Source organism: Gordonia sp. G4, assembly GCF_057770005.1.
Window position 1 is genome coordinate 3,666,506 of sequence record NZ_CM173442.1, and the last position, 20,746, is coordinate 3,687,251.

General features: G+C 67.8%; 21 protein-coding genes and 1 tRNA gene. 11 read left to right on the forward strand and 11 right to left on the reverse strand.

The features are described 5' to 3' along the window. Window position 1: 1 nt before the first annotated feature. The 6 genes from AC3B5T_RS16445 (at window position 2) to rdgB (ending at window position 4,683) form a co-directional block, all read left to right on the forward strand. Window positions 2-973 carry a PLP-dependent cysteine synthase family protein gene (locus tag AC3B5T_RS16445; protein ID WP_010841702.1) on the forward strand — a complete coding sequence of 324 codons (972 nt, stop codon included), beginning with the start codon at window positions 2-4 and terminating at the stop codon, window positions 971-973. Between the two features lie 26 nt (window positions 974-999). Next, entirely contained in the window at window positions 1,000-1,629 is a 630-nt protein-coding gene (locus AC3B5T_RS16450; RefSeq protein ID WP_488357734.1) for a rhomboid family intramembrane serine protease, read from the forward strand. Beyond that, window positions 1,629-2,435, forward strand: a complete 807-nt coding sequence (gene murI, locus AC3B5T_RS16455) for a glutamate racemase (RefSeq protein ID WP_193363265.1) — start codon at window positions 1,629-1,631, stop codon at window positions 2,433-2,435. The genes AC3B5T_RS16450 and murI overlap by 1 nt, the downstream gene beginning before the upstream one ends. Window positions 2,436-2,513: 78 nt before the next feature. After that, on the forward strand, window positions 2,514-3,278 hold the full coding sequence (locus tag AC3B5T_RS16460; RefSeq protein ID WP_010841699.1) for a cyclic nucleotide-degrading phosphodiesterase: 765 nt from the start codon (window positions 2,514-2,516) through the stop codon (window positions 3,276-3,278). A gap of 35 nt (window positions 3,279-3,313) precedes the next feature. Beyond that, window positions 3,314-4,069: a ribonuclease PH gene (gene rph, locus AC3B5T_RS16465; RefSeq protein WP_488357735.1), complete on the forward strand. Its 756-nt coding sequence runs from the start codon at window positions 3,314-3,316 to the stop codon at window positions 4,067-4,069. Beyond that, window positions 4,069-4,683, forward strand: coding sequence for an RdgB/HAM1 family non-canonical purine NTP pyrophosphatase (rdgB, locus tag AC3B5T_RS16470; protein ID WP_488357736.1), 615 nt, complete (start codon window positions 4,069-4,071; stop codon window positions 4,681-4,683). Before rph ends, rdgB begins: the two co-directional genes overlap by 1 nt. 28 nt (window positions 4,684-4,711) lie before the next feature. Here the strand turns inward: rdgB and AC3B5T_RS16475 are convergent, their stop codons facing one another. From AC3B5T_RS16475 to AC3B5T_RS16495, 5 genes are all read right to left on the reverse strand, one after another. Beyond that, window positions 4,712-5,350 (reverse strand): GNAT family N-acetyltransferase, encoded by a 639-nt coding sequence (locus tag AC3B5T_RS16475; RefSeq protein ID WP_488357738.1) that lies wholly within the window; start codon window positions 5,348-5,350, stop codon window positions 4,712-4,714. After that, window positions 5,347-5,964, reverse strand: coding sequence for a TetR/AcrR family transcriptional regulator (locus AC3B5T_RS16480; RefSeq protein WP_010841695.1), 618 nt, complete (start codon window positions 5,962-5,964; stop codon window positions 5,347-5,349). The genes AC3B5T_RS16475 and AC3B5T_RS16480 overlap by 4 nt, the downstream gene beginning before the upstream one ends. Before the next feature lie 205 nt (window positions 5,965-6,169). Continuing rightward, the gene (locus AC3B5T_RS16485; RefSeq protein WP_488357739.1) at window positions 6,170-7,276 is read right to left on the reverse strand and encodes a glycosyltransferase; all 1,107 of its coding nucleotides are present in this window, start codon (window positions 7,274-7,276) and stop codon (window positions 6,170-6,172) included. A gap of 49 nt (window positions 7,277-7,325) precedes the next feature. Further along, window positions 7,326-7,676 (reverse strand): DUF3817 domain-containing protein, encoded by a 351-nt coding sequence (locus AC3B5T_RS16490; protein WP_010841693.1) that lies wholly within the window; start codon window positions 7,674-7,676, stop codon window positions 7,326-7,328. Continuing rightward, window positions 7,673-8,110 (reverse strand): glucitol operon activator, encoded by a 438-nt coding sequence (locus AC3B5T_RS16495; RefSeq protein WP_010841692.1) that lies wholly within the window; start codon window positions 8,108-8,110, stop codon window positions 7,673-7,675. Before AC3B5T_RS16495 ends, AC3B5T_RS16490 begins: the two co-directional genes overlap by 4 nt. A 99-nt stretch (window positions 8,111-8,209) precedes the next feature. Here AC3B5T_RS16495 and AC3B5T_RS16500 point away from each other — a divergent pair. The 3 genes from AC3B5T_RS16500 to AC3B5T_RS16510 all read left to right on the forward strand — a co-directional run bounded on the left by AC3B5T_RS16500 (window position 8,210) and on the right by AC3B5T_RS16510 (window position 11,083). Further along, a tRNA-Leu gene (locus tag AC3B5T_RS16500) sits at window positions 8,210-8,291 on the forward strand. 347 nt (window positions 8,292-8,638) lie between these two features. Then, window positions 8,639-9,697 (forward strand): hypothetical protein, encoded by a 1,059-nt coding sequence (locus tag AC3B5T_RS16505; RefSeq protein ID WP_488357740.1) that lies wholly within the window; start codon window positions 8,639-8,641, stop codon window positions 9,695-9,697. 54 nt (window positions 9,698-9,751) lie between these two features. Next, a complete protein-coding gene (locus AC3B5T_RS16510; RefSeq protein ID WP_488357741.1) occupies window positions 9,752-11,083 on the forward strand; it encodes an outer membrane protein assembly factor BamB family protein in 1,332 nt (443 codons plus the stop codon). A gap of 7 nt (window positions 11,084-11,090) precedes the next feature. Here the strand turns inward: AC3B5T_RS16510 and AC3B5T_RS16515 are convergent, their stop codons facing one another. The 3 genes from AC3B5T_RS16515 to AC3B5T_RS16525 form a co-directional block, all read right to left on the reverse strand. Next, the gene (locus AC3B5T_RS16515; RefSeq protein WP_010841689.1) at window positions 11,091-11,372 is read right to left on the reverse strand and encodes an RAD52 family DNA repair protein; all 282 of its coding nucleotides are present in this window, start codon (window positions 11,370-11,372) and stop codon (window positions 11,091-11,093) included. Window positions 11,373-11,526: 154 nt separating this feature from the next. Then, entirely contained in the window at window positions 11,527-11,886 is a 360-nt protein-coding gene (locus tag AC3B5T_RS16520; RefSeq protein WP_193748558.1) for a histone-like nucleoid-structuring protein Lsr2, read from the reverse strand. 112 nt (window positions 11,887-11,998) lie between these two features. Continuing rightward, a complete protein-coding gene (locus AC3B5T_RS16525; protein WP_488357742.1) occupies window positions 11,999-13,621 on the reverse strand; it encodes a hypothetical protein in 1,623 nt (540 codons plus the stop codon). A gap of 193 nt (window positions 13,622-13,814) precedes the next feature. On the opposite strand from AC3B5T_RS16525, the gene AC3B5T_RS16530 reads away from it, so the two are divergent. Both AC3B5T_RS16530 and AC3B5T_RS16535 read left to right on the forward strand, forming a co-directional pair. Further along, window positions 13,815-14,624 (forward strand): HNH endonuclease family protein, encoded by an 810-nt coding sequence (locus AC3B5T_RS16530; RefSeq protein WP_488357743.1) that lies wholly within the window; start codon window positions 13,815-13,817, stop codon window positions 14,622-14,624. A gap of 46 nt (window positions 14,625-14,670) precedes the next feature. Next, window positions 14,671-16,224, forward strand: coding sequence for a DUF7782 domain-containing protein (locus AC3B5T_RS16535; protein ID WP_488357744.1), 1,554 nt, complete (start codon window positions 14,671-14,673; stop codon window positions 16,222-16,224). A gap of 19 nt (window positions 16,225-16,243) precedes the next feature. Here AC3B5T_RS16535 and AC3B5T_RS16540 read toward each other — a convergent pair whose 3' ends face one another. The 3 genes from AC3B5T_RS16540 to AC3B5T_RS16550 form a co-directional block, all read right to left on the reverse strand. Continuing rightward, window positions 16,244-17,404, reverse strand: a complete 1,161-nt coding sequence (locus AC3B5T_RS16540) for a trans-sulfuration enzyme family protein (RefSeq protein WP_488357745.1) — start codon at window positions 17,402-17,404, stop codon at window positions 16,244-16,246. Window positions 17,405-17,412: 8 nt separating this feature from the next. Next, window positions 17,413-18,669: an OpgC domain-containing protein gene (gene opgC, locus AC3B5T_RS16545; RefSeq protein WP_488357746.1), complete on the reverse strand. Its 1,257-nt coding sequence runs from the start codon at window positions 18,667-18,669 to the stop codon at window positions 17,413-17,415. Window positions 18,670-18,739: 70 nt separating this feature from the next. Next, window positions 18,740-20,527, reverse strand: a complete 1,788-nt coding sequence (locus AC3B5T_RS16550) for an AMP-dependent synthetase/ligase (RefSeq protein WP_488357747.1) — start codon at window positions 20,525-20,527, stop codon at window positions 18,740-18,742. Window positions 20,528-20,746 lie beyond the last annotated feature (219 nt).

Consider the following 20,746-nt stretch of genomic DNA (forward strand, 5'->3'; position numbering starts at 1 on the left):
CGTGGCACGCTACGACTCCCTGATCGACTCGGTCGGCAACACACCGCTCATCGGTCTGCAGCGGCTCTCACCGCGCTGGGACGACTCCGACGAGGGCCCGCACGTCCGGCTGTGGGCCAAGCTCGAGGACCGCAATCCCACCGGGTCCATCAAGGACCGGCCCGCGCTGCGCATGATCGAGCAGGCCGAACGCGACGGCCTGCTGCGGGCGGGCTCGACCATCCTGGAACCGACGAGCGGCAACACCGGCATCTCGCTCGCGATGGCGGCGAAACTCAAGGGCTACGAACTGATCTGCGTGATGCCCGAGAACACCTCGGAGGAACGCCGTTCGCTGTTGCGCATGTTCGGCGCTCAGGTCATCTCCTCGCCCGCCGCGGGCGGTTCGAACACCGCGGTCGCGGTGGCCAAGGAACTCGCCGCGCAGAACCCCGACTGGGTGATGCTCTATCAGTACGGCAATGCGGCCAACGTCGCGGCGCACTACGAGGGCACCGGACCGGAGTTGTACGAGGACCTGCCCGAGATCACCCACTTCGTCGCCGGCCTCGGGACGACCGGGACCCTGATGGGCGTCGGACGGTTCCTGCGCGAACGCAACCCCGACGTCGAGATCGTCGCCGCCGAACCCCGGTACGGCGACGAGGTCTACGGTCTGCGCAACATCGACGAGGGATTCATCCCCGAGCTCTACGACGACTCGGTGCTGACCCGGCGCTTCTCGGTGACGGGCGTCGACGCGGTCGCACGGGTCCGGGAACTGATCGAACTCGAGGGCATCTTCGCGGGGATCTCCACCGGCGCGATCCTGCAGGCGGCCCGCGGCATCGGCAGGCGGGCGCTGAAGGCCGGTACCCGCGCCGACATCGGGTTCGTCGTCCCCGACGCCGGATGGAAGTATCTGTCGACCGGGGCCTACGAAGGTAGTCTCGACGACGCGGAGCAGGCTCTCGAAGGTCAGCTCTGGGCATGACCCCGCTACCGAGGAACTCCTAGGCCATGAGCTCGTACACCCCGCCGGTCGGGCAGCAGCCCACACGGCGAGCGCGCCCGCTGTGGTTGCGTTCGGCGATCATCACGGTGTGCATCGTCGCGGTGCTGTTCGTCATCGAGGCGATCGACGCGGCGACGCGCTACGACCTCGACCAGAACGGCATCCAGCCACGGCAGGTCGACGGACTGGACGGCATCCTGTGGGCGCCGATGCTGCACGGCGACTGGCAGCACCTCTTCGCCAACCTGATGCCCGGCGCGGTGCTGTGTTTCCTCGTGCTCATGACGCGGCGATTCCTCATCGTCACCGGCATCATCTGGGCGGTGTCGGGAGTCGGGGTCTGGCTGTTCGCGGCGCCGTACTCGGTGACTGTCGGGGCGTCGGGCATCGTGTTCGGCTGGCTCACCTTCCTCATCGTCCGGGGGCTGTTCAACCGCGATCTGTGGCAGATCCTCGGCGGGCTCGTCCTGTTCCTGGTGTACGGGTCGATCCTCTGGGGGGTCTTGCCGTCGGATCCGCTGATCTCCTGGCAGGCACACCTGTTCGGCGCGATCGCCGGTGTGTTCGCCGCGTGGGCGCTGGCTGCGCGGGACCGCCGTAGACCGGCGGCCGGCACACCGGGGGTGGCGCCATAATCGCGGCGGGCGGCCAGGACGCACCCATCGGGATCTTCGATTCGGGCGTCGGGGGACTGACGGTGGCGCGCGCCATCATCGATCAACTGCCGGACGAGGACATCGTCTACATCGGCGACACGGCCAACGGGCCGTACGGACCGCTGACCATCCCGGAGATCCGCCGGCACGCCCTCGCGATCGGCGACGATCTCGCCGAACGCGGCGTGAAGGCCATCGTCATCGCCTGCAACACCGCGTCGGCGGCCTGCCTGCGCGATGCCCGCGAGCGTTACGCGCCCATCCCGGTCATCGAGGTCGTGCTGCCCGCGGTCCGCCGCGCGGTGGTCGCCACCAAAACGGGCCGGATCGGCGTGCTCGGCACGGAGGCCACGATCTCCTCACGGGCGTACCAGGATTCGTTCGCCGCGGCACGTGACGCGGTGATCACCGCGGTGCCGTGTCCACGATTCGTCGACTTCGTCGAACGCGGGATCACCAGCGGCCGGCAGATCCTCGGGCTCGCGCAGGGCTACCTCGAGCCGCTGCAGCAGGCCGGGGTGGACACCGTGGTCCTCGGCTGCACGCATTACCCGTTGCTGTCGGGGGTGATCCAGCTCGCGATGGGCGACGAGGTGACCTTGGTGTCGAGCGCCGAGGAAACCGCGAAGGACCTCTTCCGGGTCCTCACCGAGGCCGACCTGCTGCATCCGCACACGGGCCGCGACGCCACCCGCGTCTTCCAGGCGACAGGGGATCCGGACCTCTTCGCGAAGCTCTCGAACCGATTCCTCGGTCCGGTCATCGGAGCCGTGCAGCACGTGTGAGGAGACGCCGGCGCTTCGCCGCGCACTTGTGACCCGTATGCCGACGCCCGGGTGCGAAATCGTGGCACAGTGGGGCCTATGCGTCTCACGGTCCTCGGGTGTTCGGGCAGTGTGGGCGGGCCGGGAGCAGCGTGCTCGGGCTATCTGCTCTCCGTCCCCGGTGAACAACCGGTCCTGGTGGACTGCGGCCCGGGTGTGTTCGGCGAACTGCAGCGGGTCACCGATCCCAACGACGTCGCCGTCGTCCTCAGTCACCTCCACGCCGATCACTGTCTCGACCTGCCCGCGATGCTCGTCTGGCGCCGATACGCCCCGGAGCCGGCCAGGCAGCGCGCACCGCTGTACGGCCCGCACGGCACCGCCATGCGGATCGGCTACGGGTCGTCGGAGTTCCCCGGACAGCTCGACGACATCACCGACACCTTCGACGTCCACGAGTGGAGCGACGACCAGGAGGTCACGCTGGGCGGGATGCGGATCCGGGCGATGAACGTCAACCACCCGCCCGACACGTTCGGGTTGCGGATCACCGGTCCAGAGGGACAGGTCGTCGCCTACAGCGGGGACACCGCACCGTGTGACGAACTGATCGATCTCGCGGCCGACGCGGACCTGTTCCTGTGCGAGGCGTCCTGGACGCACGCACCCTCCGAACGCCCGCCGGACCTGCACATGTCGGGGATCGAGGCGGGGGAGGCCGCGACCAAGGCCAACGTCCGTGCGCTCGCGCTCACACACGTCGCGCCGTGGTCGGATTCGGCGGAGATCCTCGCCGAGGCCCGCAGTACGTTCTCCGGACCGACCGAGCTCGTCAGCCAGGGACAGGTCTTCGACCTCACCTAGGAGACGGGTTCGCCTCGGTCGTTACAGTGAGACCCGTGACCACACGAGCTGACGGCAGAGCCGACGACGAACTCCGTCCCATCACGTTCACCCGCGGTTTCACCAGCCACCCGGCGGGTTCGGTCCTGGTGGAGTTCGGCAAGACCCGCGTGATGTGCACCGCGAGCGTCACCGACGGGGTGCCGCCGTGGCGTCGTGGTTCCGGGCTCGGGTGGCTGACCGCGGAGTACGCGATGCTCCCCGCCGCCACGCACGACCGGTCGTCGCGTGAGTCGGTCAAGGGTCGGGTCGGCGGGCGTACGCACGAGATCAGCCGACTGGTCGGTCGATCGCTGCGCGCGTGTATCGACCTCGGCTCGTTGGGCGAGAACACCATCGCCGTCGACTGTGATGTCCTGCAGGCCGACGGCGGTACCCGAACCGCGGCCATCACCGGCGCCTACGTCGCGCTGGCAGATGCGGTCACCAATCTTCGTGCGGCGGGCAAACTGTCTGACCCGCAACCTCTTTCGTGCGCGATCGCCGCGGTGAGCGTCGGTGTCGTCGACGGCCGCGTCCGGCTCGACCTTCCCTACGAGGAGGATTCGCGGGCCGAGGTCGACATGAATGTCGTGGCCACCGACGCCGGCACCCTCGTCGAGGTGCAGGGCACCGGCGAGGGGGCGACGTTCCCGCGCTCGACGCTCGACGCGCTGCTCGACGTGGCCGCCATCGGCACCGAGAAGTTGTTCGATGCGCAGCGCGCGGTACTGGCCGAACCGTACCCGGGCGAACTCCCCGGGCGGGCGTGATGTCCTCGGTCCTGCTCGCGAGCCGCAACGCCAAGAAGCTCGCCGAACTCCAGCGCGTCGTCGATGCCGCGGGCATCACGGGAGTCGAGGTCGTCGGTCTCGACGCCGTACCCGACTACCCGGAGGAACCCGAAACGGGCGCCACCTTCGAGGACAATGCGCTGATCAAGGCCCGCGCCGGCGCGAAGGCCATCGGAATTCCTTGTCTCGCTGACGATTCCGGCATCGCGGTCGATGCCCTGAACGGCATGCCCGGGGTGCTGTCGGCGCGCTGGTCCGGCCGGCACGGCGATGACGCCGCGAACAACGCGCTCCTGCTCGCCCAATTGTCGGACACCCCGGACGAACGCCGTGGCGCGGCGTTCGTGTCGGCCTGCGCACTGGTGTTGCCCGACGGGACCGAGACGGTGGTGCGCGGCGAGTGGCGCGGTCGAGTCCTGCGGGAGGAACGCGGGCCGCACGGCTTCGGGTACGACCCGCTGTTCGCCCCCGACGACGAGATCGCCGACGGCCGGTCGGCGGCGGAGTTGTCGCCGGGGGAGAAGGACGGTCTCAGTCACCGCGGAAATGCGCTGGCGCAGTTGGTGCCCGCGCTGCGAGCACTCGCGGGGTGACTCCGTTCGGGTCGGCCCCGGTCCGCGGTCAGCTCGCGGTGCCCGTGTAGAGGTAGACCCCCAAGGTGTGTGGCTCGCCGTCGAGCAGGATGTCCATGTCGTCGGCTGCGGCCCGCGACATCCCCTGCCGCTCATAGAATCCGAACGTGCACAGCGAGTCGGTGTACAGGTGGAAGTCCGACCGACCGCGGTCTCGCAGATGGTCCAGGAACGCACGGTAGAGCGTCGCTCCGACGCCGTGCCCGCGCGTCGAGGAGGCGACGGCGAACAGGGTCAGTTCGTCGTCGAGCGACTCGCCGGTCTGCGTACCCAGCCGGTGCGCCACGGCTTCGAAGGCGAAGAGGGCGCGTAGGGCCTTCCGTTGGGGCAGACCGAGCAATGCGGCTAGCGCGGTGTGCGCCCGCAGAAGCGCGCGGTTCTTCGTCCGCTCGCCGAGGTGCGGCTCGCCGTCGACTCGCCCGAGAATGATCCCGACCACGTGGCCTTCCTTCTCCGCGACGCGACTCCAGGTGCTCGCCACCAACTGCTCGCGGAGATAGACCTCGAGCGCGCTGTCGAGAACGCGCCGACCGTGGACGTAGCGGTGGATGTAGAACGCCTCGTCGATGATCTTCTTGACGTCGTCGGCGTCGGTGGAACGGTATGGGCGATAGGTGATGTCGGTCATGATCCCTTCTTTGCGGGTGTGTCGTGGAGTGTGGCTGATGAGGTGGGTGACAACGTCCCCGCGCCGTAGGTGAGGGCGAGGAGGTCTGCTTCGAGCGCGGCGCGGTCGGTGTCGTCGAGGACCGCGCCCCAGAGAGGGGCGGTGTTCGATCCGTCGGCGGCCGCGATGATCAGTCTCGTGATGGCGGGGTCGAGGCCGTCGTCGGACAAGGCGGCCCGCCAGTGGTCGGCGTCTCGCTGAGCGAGCTCGGCGGGACCTGGTTCGTACATCAGGCTCGCCGCCAGGGCGATCTGATCACGAAGTCCGGCCGAGTCCCTGGCGTCGGCGAAGCTCACCCGGATGTAGGCCCTGGTGAGCCGTCCCGGTGCGTCGTCCTCCTGGCCGGCGACCCGGTCGACGTCGGACCTGAACTGAGCCATCAGGTCGGCCGCGAGTTCTTCGAGAAGGCCCTCCTTGGCGGGGAAGTGATACAGCAGTCCACCTTTGGACACCCCCGCCGCGGCGGCGATCTCGGAGACGGACACGGCGGTACCGTGCCGCGCGATGAGACGAGCGGCGGCGTCGAGGATCAGCCGTCGCGTTTCGGCGGCGGTGCGCCCGGACGTGCGTGCCATCTCGGCCTCCTTCTGGTGGGGTCTCGTCTGACCTCGCCTTTACTATACCGTCCAGACGGTACAGTTTCAAGAGCAGGCCGACGCGGAGGAGATGGTGGACGCACCCGCTCCGTCGACCGTGCGCTCGATCTCGTCGACTGTGCGTCGCAACTCGTCGACCGTGCGTCGAATTTCATCCACTGTGCACGCTTGCGGCAGAGGTCGTTCAGCTGCCCGCGTGGACGCCCAGCATCCGCGCGACCGAGTCGGGCCAGCGGTACTGGGTGGCCCGGTGCCGGGCCGCTCGTTCGCGATCGACGCGAGGCAGACTGAGTACCTGGCGGATCGCACTCGCGAAGCCCGACCCGGAGTCCTCGGCAGCCGCCCCGCACGTGTCGTCGACGAGGCTCGCGACGGCCGACGATCGCGAACCGATGACCGGTGTACCGGCGGCCAGCGACTCCAGTGCGGACAGGCAGAACGTCTCGTGCGGTCCGGGGGAGAGGGAGAGGTCGGCACTGGCAAGGAGTGCGGCGACCTGCTTCCGGTCCGAGAGGTGACCCAGAAATGTCACCGGGAGTCCACGCGCCAGATGCTGCAGCGGCGCTCGCATCGGCCCGTCGCCCGCGATCACCAGGTGCGCGGGCGTCCCTGAGCGGTGGAGCCTGTTCAGCGCGGCGATGCTGCGGTCGGCACGCTTCTCCACCGAGAGGCGTCCACAGTGGGCGATGAGAGCTCGGGTGCCGTCGGACCACCGCGCGCCCAAGTCCGGGTCGAGGTGTCGCGGGTCGAAGATGTCGAGGTCGACACCCAGTGGGGCGCGTACGACGTTGGTCGCCGCGACGCGGTCGAACTCGGCGGCGGCGAAGTCGGTGGTGCAGACGACGGTGTCGTAGTCCCGGGCGGTGGCCGCGTTGGCGCGGTCGGCGAGCGCGCGTGCCGTCGGGCCGGGCATGATCTGGCCGAGTAGCCGGTCGAGACGCTCGTGGGAGACCATCGTCGAATGGACGTCCCGAGTGCGCGCCCATCGGCCGAAGCCGCGGAGCGTCAGGCGGTCGGACACTTCGAGGGCGTCGGGACGAAGATGGCGGAGGACGTCGGCGACGCGTCGGGCCGAGGCCAGGCGGTAACCGCCCGACGCCGGGATGCGTGGTGCGGCAACGGTGATCCGGGTGACGCCCGAGGCCAGCACCTCTTCGCCGGAGTCGGCCCCCGGAACGATCAGGACGACGTCGTGACCTGCTTCGACGTAGCCGGCACCCCAGCGGTCCACCGCGGTGCGCAGACCGCCGGAGCGTCCGCCGTAGAAGTTCGCGAGCTGGACGATCCGCACGGGGTCCAGTCAGCCGGACCCGGGTGAACGGACGTCCAGCGCGAGGAGATCAGAGGTTGAACTGCGCCTTCACTTCCTGGGTGCGCTTGTGCTCGAACCAGAAGGACAAGAAGGGAATCGTGCCGGCGATCGCCGTGATGATGGTCTTGCCCGCACTCCAGCGGACCTTGATCGCCAGGTCGATCGCCATGATGAGGTAGACGAAGTACACCCAGCCGTGCACGAACGGCACGAAGTCCAGTGCGTGGTTGTCGAAGCCGTACGTCAGGACGAGTTCGACGACGAGCAGCAACAGCCACACGCCGGTGATCCAGGCCAGGACGCGATACCGCAACAACGCACCGCGGACCTTCTCCACCGGGGCGGCGAGGGCGGGGGTGGTGGATTCGGTCTCGGTCACTGCGGGCCTTTCGATGAGGGGGCGGGTCGGGCGTCCGCCGAGTGTTCGTCGGCGGCGCGGAGTTCGGCCAGATAGCGGTTGTACTCGACAAGAGCAGTGTCGTTCGCGGGGTCCGACGACGCCAGCGAGGACGCACTGGGCGTCGTCGGGCGCTCGGGGAGAATCCCCTCGGGAATCTCTGCGATCGAGTCACCGGAACCGACCTTGCGAGCTTCGTCGGGATCGCTTTCCAGGATGACGAAACGTCGGTAGGCGTAGATCACGGCTGCCGCGAACGCCGGCCACTGAAGGGCATAGCCGAGATTGAGACCGGAACCGGAGGCGGACTCGTACCGTGACCATTGCCACCACGCGAGCGCCAGACACACCACGGCGGCCGAGACGGCCAGGACCGTGAGCGCGGGCCGGTGGGTGCGGCGACGGGTGGGGGACATGCCTACGACGGTACCTGGCCTGCGGTGATCAGAACGCGGCCGGTAGGGTGGTCGCCGTTACACTGCGTGACTCGCCGCCTCGGCCGGCGTCACGCCCACGCGCGAGTGGCGGAATTGGCAGACGCGCTGGATTTAGGTTCCAGTGTCTAAGGACGTGGGGGTTCAAGTCCCCCCTCGCGCACTCTGTACTTGTTCGGCGCCGCCCGGCGAGACGGCGACCGTCGGCGAAAGCGGGGCCCGCACATGGTGGACGACACGAGTTCGTCGCCATCGAAGCGGGTCTGGACTTACGCGTTGGTACTGGTGTCGGTCGTCGCTCTCGCGTTTGTCGTTGCCGGCCTCGTGCTTCCGTCACCCGATCCCGAACTCACGACCGCACCGCCCCCGTCGTCTGAGTCCCAGCCGACCGACACCGCCGCACCTGAGACGCCGGATGTGGTCAGTGAGCCGTTTGACCAGAACGCGCCCATCCCCGGATGCGACGTCGTCGAAGTTCCCGACGCGTCTGGCTACACGACGTTTACCGGGATGGGGAATCCTTCGTACGACAATCCGGACTTCCCGTGGTTCAGCGGGCCGAAAGCAACCGCGATGTCCGCCGCGCTCGCAGCAGCGCTCCCGGCCCGCGCCGAGATCGCCTTCGCGGGCCCCAGCCAATCGCTGATCTTTCAGCCGATCACCTCTCTCGGTGACCCGGACCCTGAGCCCCGAGGATCTACCGTCGCCTCGGGAGAAGTGGTCAGTGGTGACGTCAGGGGCACTGTGTCCGTCCAAGTCCAGCGCTCGTCGGACGCGGTTCCGGCATGTGTCGCTGGTCAACTCGACCAGCGTCGCACGCTGCCCGACGGGGTGGTGGTCGACGTCCACGACACCTGGCAGGAAGTGGACGGAGTCCGCGCCCTGAGCCGAACGGCACGCGCGTACGTGCCGGACGGATCATGGGTCACCGCGTGGGCCAGTGACGCAACCGGTACGAACCAGCGGGACAACAGCGGCTCGGTTCCGTTGACGATCGACGACCTGATGCGGATCGTCGTCGATCCGGGGCTACGCGTCAGCACTCCGGTCGCCCCGGGTACACCGGTGCCGATGGAAGACTGTGTCACTGGGTTCGAGTCCTACGAGGGGCCACCCGTGACACGTGAGCGAGCACGCGAACTCGACGAGATACTCGCCACCGTCGATCTGGGCGGCGCACGGTTGCCTCCGATGGTGCCGGCCGGTTGGTCCGCACAAGGCATGATGTGCACCGGTGTGGCGGATCTCGGAGGTGGTGTGGGGATCGATGTCACGATCGTCGGTGGTCAGCCGGTCCCATCTGGAGAACGCCCGGTTCCGGGCCGCGGCAGTCAGAAGAAGACACGCACACTTGCCGACGGGACCGCGGTGCAGACAGATGTCACCTGGCAATCGGGTTCGTCGACGACCGACCCCCGGAAACCCATTCGGCGGACGACCCATTCCGTGGTCGTGACCCGCCCGACGGGCACGCGGATCTCGGTCAGTTCCACGGCGGCCTCGCCGAGCGAGCCGATGTCGATTCAGGAGCTCGAGAACATCGCTGTGACACCAGGATTGGAACTCTGACCGATGCGGGACCGAAGTACTCGGGCTCTGGTTGTCGCTGCGGTGGTGGCGGTCGTGACCGTCTCCGCGGCGACGGTGGTGTGGTGGGATCGTGCTCCGACATCGGTCAAGAAGATCACCGGGACGACTGCGGATACGCCAGGTGTCGCCTGGGTCCTCGATCCCGCCGACGACCTCGGTCGTCCGTTCGCCGCGTTCGCCGATCCGCGCGAGGGCACTGCCTTCACGGCCGGCGAGCCCGGGATGATCCGGTCCGGTGACACACTCGTCACTGTCGTCGGAACCCCCAATGAGGGAACAACTCTCGGTGATCCCGTGATGGTCGGCATCGACGCCAAAACCGGAGGGGTGCGCTGGCAGGCTCCGGCTCACGACCTCGTCAGCTGCAGTGAGGTCCCGCTCCACGGCAAGATCTACTGCCACGCACTGCGCAAGGAGTACGAACTCGTCACCTACGACGTCGATTCGGGGGAGTCGGCACGGCGCACGGTGGCCGAGAGCATCTTCGCCATCACAACCACGCCGGACGCCCTGTACGTCGCCGAGGGCAGCGTCGAAGAAGACGACGTGCGAGTCCACTCGGGCACCTTCGACGATGTGTCCGCCCACTGGACCCGCCAGTTCGACCTCGGCGCATCCTACGAAGAGGTGTACAGCAGTGAGGCCCTCACCGTGATCGACGGGGTCGGTCTGATCCGCACCGGAGGCGACGTCGCCCAATTCGATGCCGACTCGGGCGCCGAGTTGTGGAGCAACCGCACACAATGCGTCGGAACCTCGTCGCTGCTGGCGGGCGGGTTTCTCGTCCACGCCGACACCGGTTGCGAGTCCGCCGGTCGTGCGTCCGAGCAGTTGCTGAGAGGTCCGGAAGGGAAGGTGATCGTGTCCAGCTCACACCCCGCCGTGCAACGACCGGGCTTGGAGTCCGTGACCACCGCCGACCCGGTCTTACTCGGCGACTCCGCCTACGATCGCGAGACCGGCGAGCGCCTGTGGACCAACAGCGATCTTGTATCGGGTGACACCAACGCAACGGGAACGGTGACAGCGGTCGTCGACGGCGTTGTATACCTCCTCGACAGCAACAGCGGCAGCGAGAGTGGCATCGACCTTCAGACAGGTAAGCGCTTGTGGCGCAACGTGTGGGGCGAGTACGCGAACGCCACCGTGACTCCAGACGCGTACCGCGATCGATTGCTGACCGGCAGTGATGGCGTCGCACTGACGGCTGTCGACGTGACCACCGGCAAGGTCGCGTGGACGGCGCCGTTCCTCGCCATCGATGCCGACCCGGAGAAGTTCGCAACGGGCCGGGCGCTCGAGTCCTACGGTGACGGGTGGATCTTCTCGTCGGACCGCCAGATGATCAGGCTCGCACCTCTGTGAGCCCCGGCTATGCCGGAATGACCTCGACAGCATCGTCATCGGCGAAGACGATGTCGTGATCATCGGTGGATATGGCCCACCTCCGCAGCCGGGCCACGTGGTCGTTGTCGATACGGGCCTCGACGGCGGTGTCATCGGGTGCGAGGTCGGCGAAGTCGTCGACGATCTCGCCCTCGCGGACCGACCCGTCGTCGAGGGTGACACGTACGCGCGCGGAGATTTTCGCGACAGGCCCACCGCCGTCGCCGGCATGGTCGTCGATGGTGTCGCTGTCGTCAGCCTTGCTCATCAGTCGCCCCCTCGCAGTCCCGTGTCACGTACGCAACTCCCACAGTAACAAAGATTTAGGTTGCGATAGTGAACCGCATGGCGCTGGTGCGGTGACAAGACGCCGATCGCCAGGCCCCTCGCGGGTCCTGGCGATCAGGTTGAAGGTACCTCTGTCAGTGCGCGGCGTTGTATGCCTCGACGACGTCGTTCGGAATGCGGCCGCGGGCCGACACCTCGTAACCGTTGTCGGCTGCCCATTCGCGAATGGAGGCATTCGCCGACGGGCCACTGCCGCCGGAATTCGTCTTCGTCCGAGCTGATGGCGACCGCCGTCGGCCGCCGACCCGAGTCGAGGCCTTGAGTAATTTCGCGACGGTCACCTTTCCCTGTTCGATCTTGTCGAGATTGGCCGAGGACACGTCGAGTTCGTAGTCGACTCCGAGCCATGACCACGAAACCGTTTGCGCGTCTTGGGGATCGAGCTCGCGACCGTCAAGGTCGTCGACAAAGGTCACCGTCTGAATTTTCGACACGGTGTTCACGGTAGTCGATCAACTCGCCGGAATCATGGACGTCCGCATTCCTGGTGTCGGGACTCACGTCGAATAGCCGCGAGATGAGTCCGTCGAATGCGGATCGAATGCGTCAATTCAGGCCGGGAATGCCGAATCGGGGCGGCTCGGGGTGCGGAATAGAGCTTGTCGCGCGCGGCCGTTCCGATCTTCTCGACACCGACGGTCGGGGGGATTCGCGATTGCGAGTTGCACCGGCACGCGCGGTGGAGTCGGTCGCGATCCGCCGATTCGCCTCGGCGCCCAAGCCGCTCCCCGAGGTGTCGTCGACACGCAGACACATCGACCGGATCACGTGATGCGCGGTCACCAGCCCGTAGGTCATCGGCAGCCCCAGGACGGTCACGAGCAGTCGGGTCGGACGCAGCGGGCTGTCACCGAGGATCGACGGCTCGATGACGTTGCCGACCTCGCGGATCAGGTGCAGCGCGAGCTTGTAGGCGTAGTGCGCCGCGGTGATCGGCTTGCTGACCGTGAGCTCGTCGAGGGAGACGGTCTCCCAGGGGTCCGCCCCATGGCCGAGGTTGTGTCCGATGCCCAGAAGTATGTCGAGCGGGGCGCCGCCGAAGACCGGAATCAGCGAGCCGAACAATGACGCGCCCAGTTCGCCGACCGATCGTTCTTCTGCCGGGTCGAGCGGGATCAGGTTGTGGTGGATGCGGATTCCGCGCATGACGCCGAGGATCCGGGTGGTCTCGGCGCGGATCCGCGGCGCATCGGCGGGGTTGTTCTCCTCTGCCTGCTCGGACACGTACCGCACCAGCCGACCGAGCGTGAGAGAGCCGATCGGCGTGCAGGTCTCGACATCGGCCAGCGCTAGGTGGTCGGCGATCTCGGCCACCATCGGCGGAATCGGGATGTCGAAGCGGACGGTGTCACTCGGACGCCCGGCCTGGGCGCGCTGCTCCTCGGTCACACGTGCGACGCACTGGTCGAGAACGGTCTTCGCGGTGGCGCGCAGGAGGGCCTTCACGGCGAATTCGGCCGAGAAGACGAAGGCGGAGATCAGCCAGTTGTAGGTGACGAACTGTGCCAGGCCGTCGGCGTCGGTGCCGGCGAACGGGCTGCCGAGGTCGGGTGCCGACCCGACGAGGAGCCGTGCGGGGATCAGGACGGTGGTGAACATGTACAGCCACACCGTTTCCACGGCCTGGATGACGGTGATGTTCCCGAGCGGGATCGCCTCGGCGTGTCTGCCGTCGCGGATCTTGAGGAGGTTGGAGACGAGAAGCTGCGAGATGGGGTCGCGGTAGTCGATTGCGGGATCGTCGTCGTCGGCGCCGAGGGTCAGCGGATGCTCGGTCACGGCGAGGGTCGAGATGTGCAACCGGCTCATGTCACGGTGTGCCGCAATGCGGCTGGCGCGCGCCGACGCCCGCAAGGAGGGCGGCAAGACGTCGTAGACCGACTCGAAGATCGAGTCGTACACCACGGACAGGGTTGTGAAATCACCGCTTGCGCAGCGTGTTTCGGCACCGTCGAGCGACTTCGGCGTCGGCAGCAGCGGGCGGGTCAGGCTGTCGATGCGCTCGAGCCGTTCCGGGTAGGTCTCGGTTTCCGGGTCGACCGTCGGAGTCAGCTCGTGGACCGGCGTCGCGCGCAACGGCGACACGGAGAACGGTGCCGTGCTGCCGAGGATCGCGGCCGTGCTCGTCCCGCCGGCGAGGGTGGGCAACGACATCGTCAACGTGAACACGGCAACGATCCGCAGAACCCATGGCTGTACCCGCCGTGCTGAATTGCCCCGACCTGAACTCATGCACCCACTACCCGAATAGTCGTCTGGTACCCCGGCGACAGCGACGCCCGTGCGCCACCGCGGCGTCGTGCGCGACCAGTGCAGTCCGCGAAGGGGAAGTTAGTCGAACGAATCTTAAGGTGCGCGGCGGATGTCCGCGCACCGGGTGACCGGCGGCACTGTCGGTGCGTCGTGCAACGATTCCGAGGTGAGACGTCGAACGGCATGGTTGTCGGTGGTGATCGCCGCAGTGTCGGTCGCCGTGGGGGCGAGCGCTCTGTTCGTGACCGGGACGGGTATCGACACCGCGCCCGGATCGGGACCACCCACACCGACTTCTCCCGCCATTGGTTCGTCTGCGTCACCGTCACCGCAACCCCAGACCTCGGCTCCCGCCGCCGATCGTGCGCTGACCGACCTCGCCTCGCTTGACGTGAAGGGTCGCGCGCCCAAGACCGGTTATGCGCGGACCCGGTTCGGCAGGGCCTGGGACGACGCGGTCGACGTGCAATTCGGCCGCAACGGCTGCCGGACCCGGGAGGACATCCTGCGGCGAGACCTCACCGGGATCACGTTCCACGCCGACGGTTGTCGAGTCCTCACCGGCACGCTGGCCGACCCCTACACCGGTACGACGATCCCGTTCACGCGGGGACAGGAGACGTCGGCGCTCGTGCAGGTCGACCACGTCGTCGCACTGTCGGACGCCTGGCAGAAAGGTGCTGCCGCATGGGCTGCGGACAAGCGCATCGCGTTCGCGAACGATCCGAGAAATCTGCAGGCCGTCTCCGGGACTGTGAACCAGCAGAAGAGCGACGGCGACGCCGCCACCTGGCTCCCGCCGAACAAGGCGTACCGATGTACCTACGTCGGCCGGCAGATCGAGGTCAAGAAGTCCTACGGACTGTGGGTGACCCCAGCCGAACGCGACGCCATGCGACGGGTCCTCGCCTCGTGCTGAACCCGTCCGGCCACGGGCGGCCGCCTCGTCGGTAGCCTTGGCGACCGTGACCGCGGATCAGGGACGACCCCAGCCACTCGCCGACGACGCGACCGGTCATCCGCTGACCGTCGACACCGTGGTCGCGGCGCTCGGTGCCGATCTGCGGTCGGCGGGATACACGAACGACGGCGTCACCGACCTGCTCGGCACCGACGCCCACGAGGCACTCGTCCGGGGCGTCTGGTGGCCGGCCCTCGCCGTCACGCGCGAGGTCACCGGCGAGCACGCTCGGCTCGCCACTCTCATCCGACTGTTCCTGCTGGGTTCGGACGAACCCGACGACGCTGTCGCCGCGGCTTTTCCGACGTCCGGGACGGACGTGCTGGTCGCCCAGGGCGTGCTGGCACGGGTCGACGGTTCGCGGCTCCGCGCCCGCCTGGACATCCGCCCGCACGCCGATGACACCCGCGACTACCTCGTCGTCGCCGATCAGGACGCCGCGATGAGGCCCGGACCCGTTGCTCGCGACCATGTCCTGGGCATCGGCGGCGCGTCGATCTCGCTGGCCCGCGCCGTCATCCGCGAACCCGTCCGCCGCGCGCTCGACATCGGTACCGGATGCGGCATCCAGGCACTGCATCTCGACGCCCACTGTGAGCAGATCGTGGCCACCGACACCAACGAGCGGGCGCTGGCGCTGGCCGCCGCGACCGCCCGCCTCAACGGGATGTCGTGGGATCTGCGCGCGGGGAGCATGTTCGAACCCGTCGCCGGGGAACGATTCGACCTCATCGTGTCCAATCCGCCGTTCGTCGTCGGCGCGGGTGGACAGGACTACATCTACCGCGACTCCGGCGTCGTCGGGGACGGACTGTGCGAGCAACTCGTCCGCGACCTGCCCGCGTATCTGAATCCCGGTGGTACCGCCCAGATCCTTGCCAACTGGGTGATCCGCGACGGCGAACCGTGGCAGGAGAGGGTCGGTTCGTGGCTCGCCGGCACCGGACTCGATGCGTGGGTCGTGCAGCGGGAGGTCGCCGACCCGATCAGCTACGTCTCCCTGTGGCTGTCCGATGCCGGTGAGGACGAATCGACCGCCGCGCGACGAGGATCGGAGTGGCTCGAGTGGTTCGACGCCCACGGCATCGTCGCCATCGGGATGGGGTCGATCACCGCCCGGGCCCCGCTGGAGGGAGAAGACCGCGACCCCGACGTCGTGATCGAGGAGATCACCGGCGCAGGCGAAGAGCTGACCGGATACGAGGCGCAGGCGTTCCTGGCGCGACGTCGCTACCTGCGTGAGACCTCCGACGACCAACTGCTCGCGCGGCGTCTGTCGGTGGCGCCGGTCATGCTCGAGGAACACTCGCTGCCGGGTGACGAGGGCTGGCAACAGGTATCGGCGGCTGTCCGGCGGCCCGGCGGGCCCGGCGCCGTGATGGGCGTCGACGAGATCTCGCGCGCGCTGCTCGCCGGCTGTCGGGGACAGGTTCCGCTGGGCGTCCTGCTCGAACTCCTCGCCGACTTCCACGGCGTCGACGCCGATGCTCTCGCCGAGGCCGCGCTGCCCGTGGTCCGCGAAGCGATCGGCCGGGGGATTCTCTACGAGGCGACCTGAGAGTGGTTGCGGCGGAGGCTCAACGAACCGGGAAGGTCGCGTCCAGTGCCGCGGCGAGGTCGGCGACGAGATCGTCGGCATCCTCGAGTCCCACCGAGAACCGCAAGTGTCCCCACTCGCGGAACGGTTGGGGGTAGGCGGCGACCCGCGGCCCGTCGGCACCGACATGCACGATGAGCGACTCGTCGTGACCCAGTGACACCGCCGAGGTGATCGTCGTCAGCGCCGAGACGAAGCGGTTCTGGGTGGCCGGATCGCCGCGGACCGCGAACGCCATCATGCCCCCGAAGCCGCGACCGCCGAATTGTCGTGCCGCGAGGTCGTGTTCGGGGTGCGACGCCAGTCCCGGGTAGCGCACATAGGCGATACGCGGGTCCTCGTCGAGGAAGGCGGCGACCCGCTCGGCGTTGCGTTGGTGCTGAGCGAACCGCAGCGGCAGGGTGATCGCGCCGCGGGCGATCAACCACGCATTGAAGGGCGAGATCACGCCGCCGACTTCGACCATCGCCTGCTCCCGGATCTGTGAGATCAGTTCCGGCCGGCCGAGCACGGCACCACCCATCGCGTCGCCGTGGCCGTTGATGTACTTGGTCAGCGAGTGCACGACCAGGTCGGCGCCGTCGGCGAGCGGGCGGTACAGCACGGGTGGGGTGAAGGTCGAATCGACGAGCAGCAGCGCGCCGGCGTCGGAGGCGATCTGCGCGAGAGCGCCGATGTCGGCGACCTTGGTCGTCGGGTTGGCGATCGTCTCGGCGATCAGCATGCGGGTTCCGGGGCGCAGGGCGGCGCGGGTCGCGTCGAGATCCCCGACATCGACGAAGGTGGCCTCGATCCCGTACTTCCGCGGCAGCAGATCCGACCACAGTTTCCAGGTGGCCTCGTACGTCGTGTCGGATACGACGACGTGGTCACCCGCGGACAGGAAGGTGAAGAACACGGCGTGGAGGGCGGCCACCCCCGAGGCGAGGACGACGGCGTCGTCGGCTTCTTCGAGTGCGGCCAGCTTGTCCTGCAACGCAACCTGGTTGGCGCCGGTGTTGCGCGTGTAGAACAGCTGCTCGGTGCCCGACCAGCTCATCGTCTCGGGTTCGGGCGGTAGGTGATACGAGTTCGCCATCGTGATGGGAGTCCGCACCGATGGGCCCGACGAGTCGTTCCCGGCATGCACACTGCGTGTCATCTCACCCGTCACGGATGAACTCCCATCGGTTCCTCGGTACGTGCCCCGGTTCGACTCGGTCCGGTCCGGTCCGCCTCCGATTGGTCGTCGACGAGCGGTCCGGCTCCCCGGCCGGCGTCCGACGTCTCCGGGGTGGGTACGCCGGGCCCGGGTCCCGGGGTGATCTCGGGTCGGTGCGGACGCATGAGGCGAACCGCCCGTACCGGGAGCTTGTGCAGTTTGTCGACGTGGGCGAAGTAGCGGAACTCGGCCCAGCCCCAGCAGGTGGCGAACACCAGCAGAGCAACGGCGTCCATCGTGACCGTGTCCCACGGGCGGTGCGCGATGTGGATGGGGACCACGACGAGAGCGATCGCCTGGATGACATAGGAGTCGAGGCTGCGGGTCCCGGTCATGACGAGTGGACGCAGCCAGTCGTGATGCCACCACTTGAGTAGTAGCCGGAAGAGCCCGTAGACGGCCGGGATCGCGAGATACGCGCCGATCGCCCGCGCCGGACGGAAGTCGAGTTTGTCGGCGACGTACGGCTCGAGCTGCGCCCAGGGGCCGTAGTCGATGCCGAAGTGGAAGAACAACGCCACCGCGAGGGCGACGGCGACGATCGCGACGAGCCACCGGTCGACGAACTCCGGCACCCGCCAGCGCGACCAGTTCCAGCCGATGACCAGGGCGGGGACGAACATGATCTGCCAGCCGGCGACGTTCTGGATGTGCGGGGCGGCCTGATAGGCGCTCAGGTAGAACCACCCGGGGGAGTAGATCAGCGAGAACACGTACAGACCCAGCGAGGCGCCGAGAACCCAGACCCACCAGCCCCGGCGCAACAGCGGAAAGAGTCCGAACGCGGAGATCAGCAGAACCATGTAGAGCAGCAGGATGTTGCCGCCGCTCGGCAGGTACTGCATCGTCAGCGCGAGCCAGATGCCGTCGCCCCAGCCGTCGACCGGCAGCAGGAGCGTCAGCCAGCGGTGGCCGGCCAGGGCGGCCGCGACCGCGACGAGCGCGATCGCCAGCTGGCACAGATAGAGCACGATGATCCGCTTGGCCAGTCGCTTGTAGGCGAAGGCGAGGCCGTGACGCGTGACCCACCGTTGGTAGACGAGGCCGAGGACGATTCCCGACAGCATCACGAACGCGGACATGCCGTCGACGTAGGGATAGGCGTGAGTCGGAGTGGCCAGCGTCGATTCATGCGCGAAATGCGCAGTGATCATGCTCCAGATCGCCACCCCACGGGTGGCGTCGATGGCCAGGTCTCGTTTCATTGACTTGCACGATAGACAGCACCGCGGCCCGGGGGCATCCCGGGCCGCGGCGAGTCGTGATGAGTTCTGCTCAGGTGTAGAGGTCGGCGATCGCTTCCTTGTGCGCGTCGTGGATCACGTTGCGCTTGAGCTTCATCGTCGGGGTGAGCTCACCGGTGTCGATGGTGAAGTCGGTGTCGAGGATGGAGAACTTCTTGATCGCCTCGGCGTTGGAGACCTTGGTGTTCGCCTCCTTCACCGCGGCGTCGATCTCCGCCTTGAGGTCGGCGTTCTCGACCAGGTCCGAGATCGGTGTGTCGGCGGGCAGCCCGTGACGGTCCAGCCAGCCGGGCACGGCCTCGGCATCGATGGTGATGAGCGCCGCGATGAACGGCTTGTTGTCGCCGACGACGAGGCACTGACTCACCAGAGGATGCGCCCGGATGGTGTCCTCGAGCTGGGCCGGGGAGACGTTCTTGCCGCCGGCGGTGACGATGAGTTCCTTCTTGCGGCCGGTGATGAACAGGTATCCGTCGTCGAGCGTGCCGATGTCTCCGGTGTGGAACCAGCCGTCGCGGATGGCGTCGTCGGTGGCGGCCTGGTTCTTCCAGTACCCGCCGAACACGACCGGTCCCTTGAGCAGGACCTCGCCGTCCTCGGCGATGGCGACGGTGACGCCCGGGATCGGTCGGCCGACCGAGCCGACCTTCTGGTTGTCCTCGTTGTTGGCGGTCACCGCAGCCGTGGTCTCCGACAGTCCGTAGCCCTCGTACACCGGGATGCCCACGCCGCGGAAGAAGTGACCGAGGCGCGCACCGAGCGGGGCGCCACCGGAGATCGCGCCCTCACACTGGCCACCCAGGGCGTCGCGCAGCTTGCCGTAGACGAGCTTGTCGAAGACTGCGTGGCGGAGCTTCAGGCCGAGTCCGACCTTGCCGGCCTCGATCGCCTTGCTGTATTCGATCGCCGTGTCGGTGGCCTTGTCGAAGATCGACCCCTTGCCGCCGTCGTAGGCCTTCTGCTTGGCGGAGTTGTACACCTTCTCGAACACGCGGGGCACCGACAGCACGTAGTTCGGCTTGAACACGCCGAGGTCGGCCACGAGGTTCGTCAGATCATTGGTGTGTCCGAGGACCACGCCGTTCTCCACACAACCGACCGCGACGACGCGGGCGAAGACGTGTGCCAGCGGCAGGAAGAGCAGCGTCGACTTGCCCTCGCGCATGCCGGCGCCGACCGCGTCGCGGGTCGCGGCGGTCTCGGCCAGGAAGTTCGCGTGGGTCAGGAGCACACCTTTCGGACGTCCGGTGGTGCCCGAGGTGTAGATCAGCGTGGCGGCATCGGACGACAACGCGTTCGCATGACGCTGGTCGAGGTCGGCATCGGCGATCTTCGCGCCGCGCTTGGTGACCGTGGGGAGCGCGTGCTCGTCGATGACCAGGGTTTCCTTGAGGGTCGCCGTCTCGTCGATGACCCGGAGGTGGCGGGTGTAGTGCTCGTGGTTCTCGACGAACAGCAACGTGGCGCCGGAGTCCTCGAGGATCCACTGGACCTGGTCGGGCGCGGAGGTCTCGTAGATCGCGACGGTGCACGCTCCGGCGCGCCAGATCGCGTAATCCAGGACGGTCCACTCGTAGCGGGTGGAGGACAGGATCGCGACGCGGTCCCCGGGCTGCACGCCCGAGGCGATGAGACCTTTGGCGACCGCGTCCACCTCGTCGGTGAAGTGCTTGGCGGTGACGTTGACCCATTGGTTGTGCGAGCGCTTGCGGAAGAGCGGCATCGTTGGGCGCTCCGCGCGGTAGCGCAGGATCGTGTCGACGGTCGTCGCCTTGTCGTCGATCGTGAGATCGGACGGGGTGGCGTACTGCTGCTGCATGGCACTCCTGAGACGGGAGAACAAATGGACATTCCGGACATCGGTATGCGTGTGACCGGGGCCGATGGCCGGATGAGTGGCACTGACAGTACCAGTATTCGTGGGATGCATCACACCGGTCGACAATCGTGGTTCATGCCCTGCTCACGGGGCCGATGCGACCTCGCACGGGCACGATGCCGACTTTCTGGTGGAGGGCCACTACAGTTGAGGGCGATG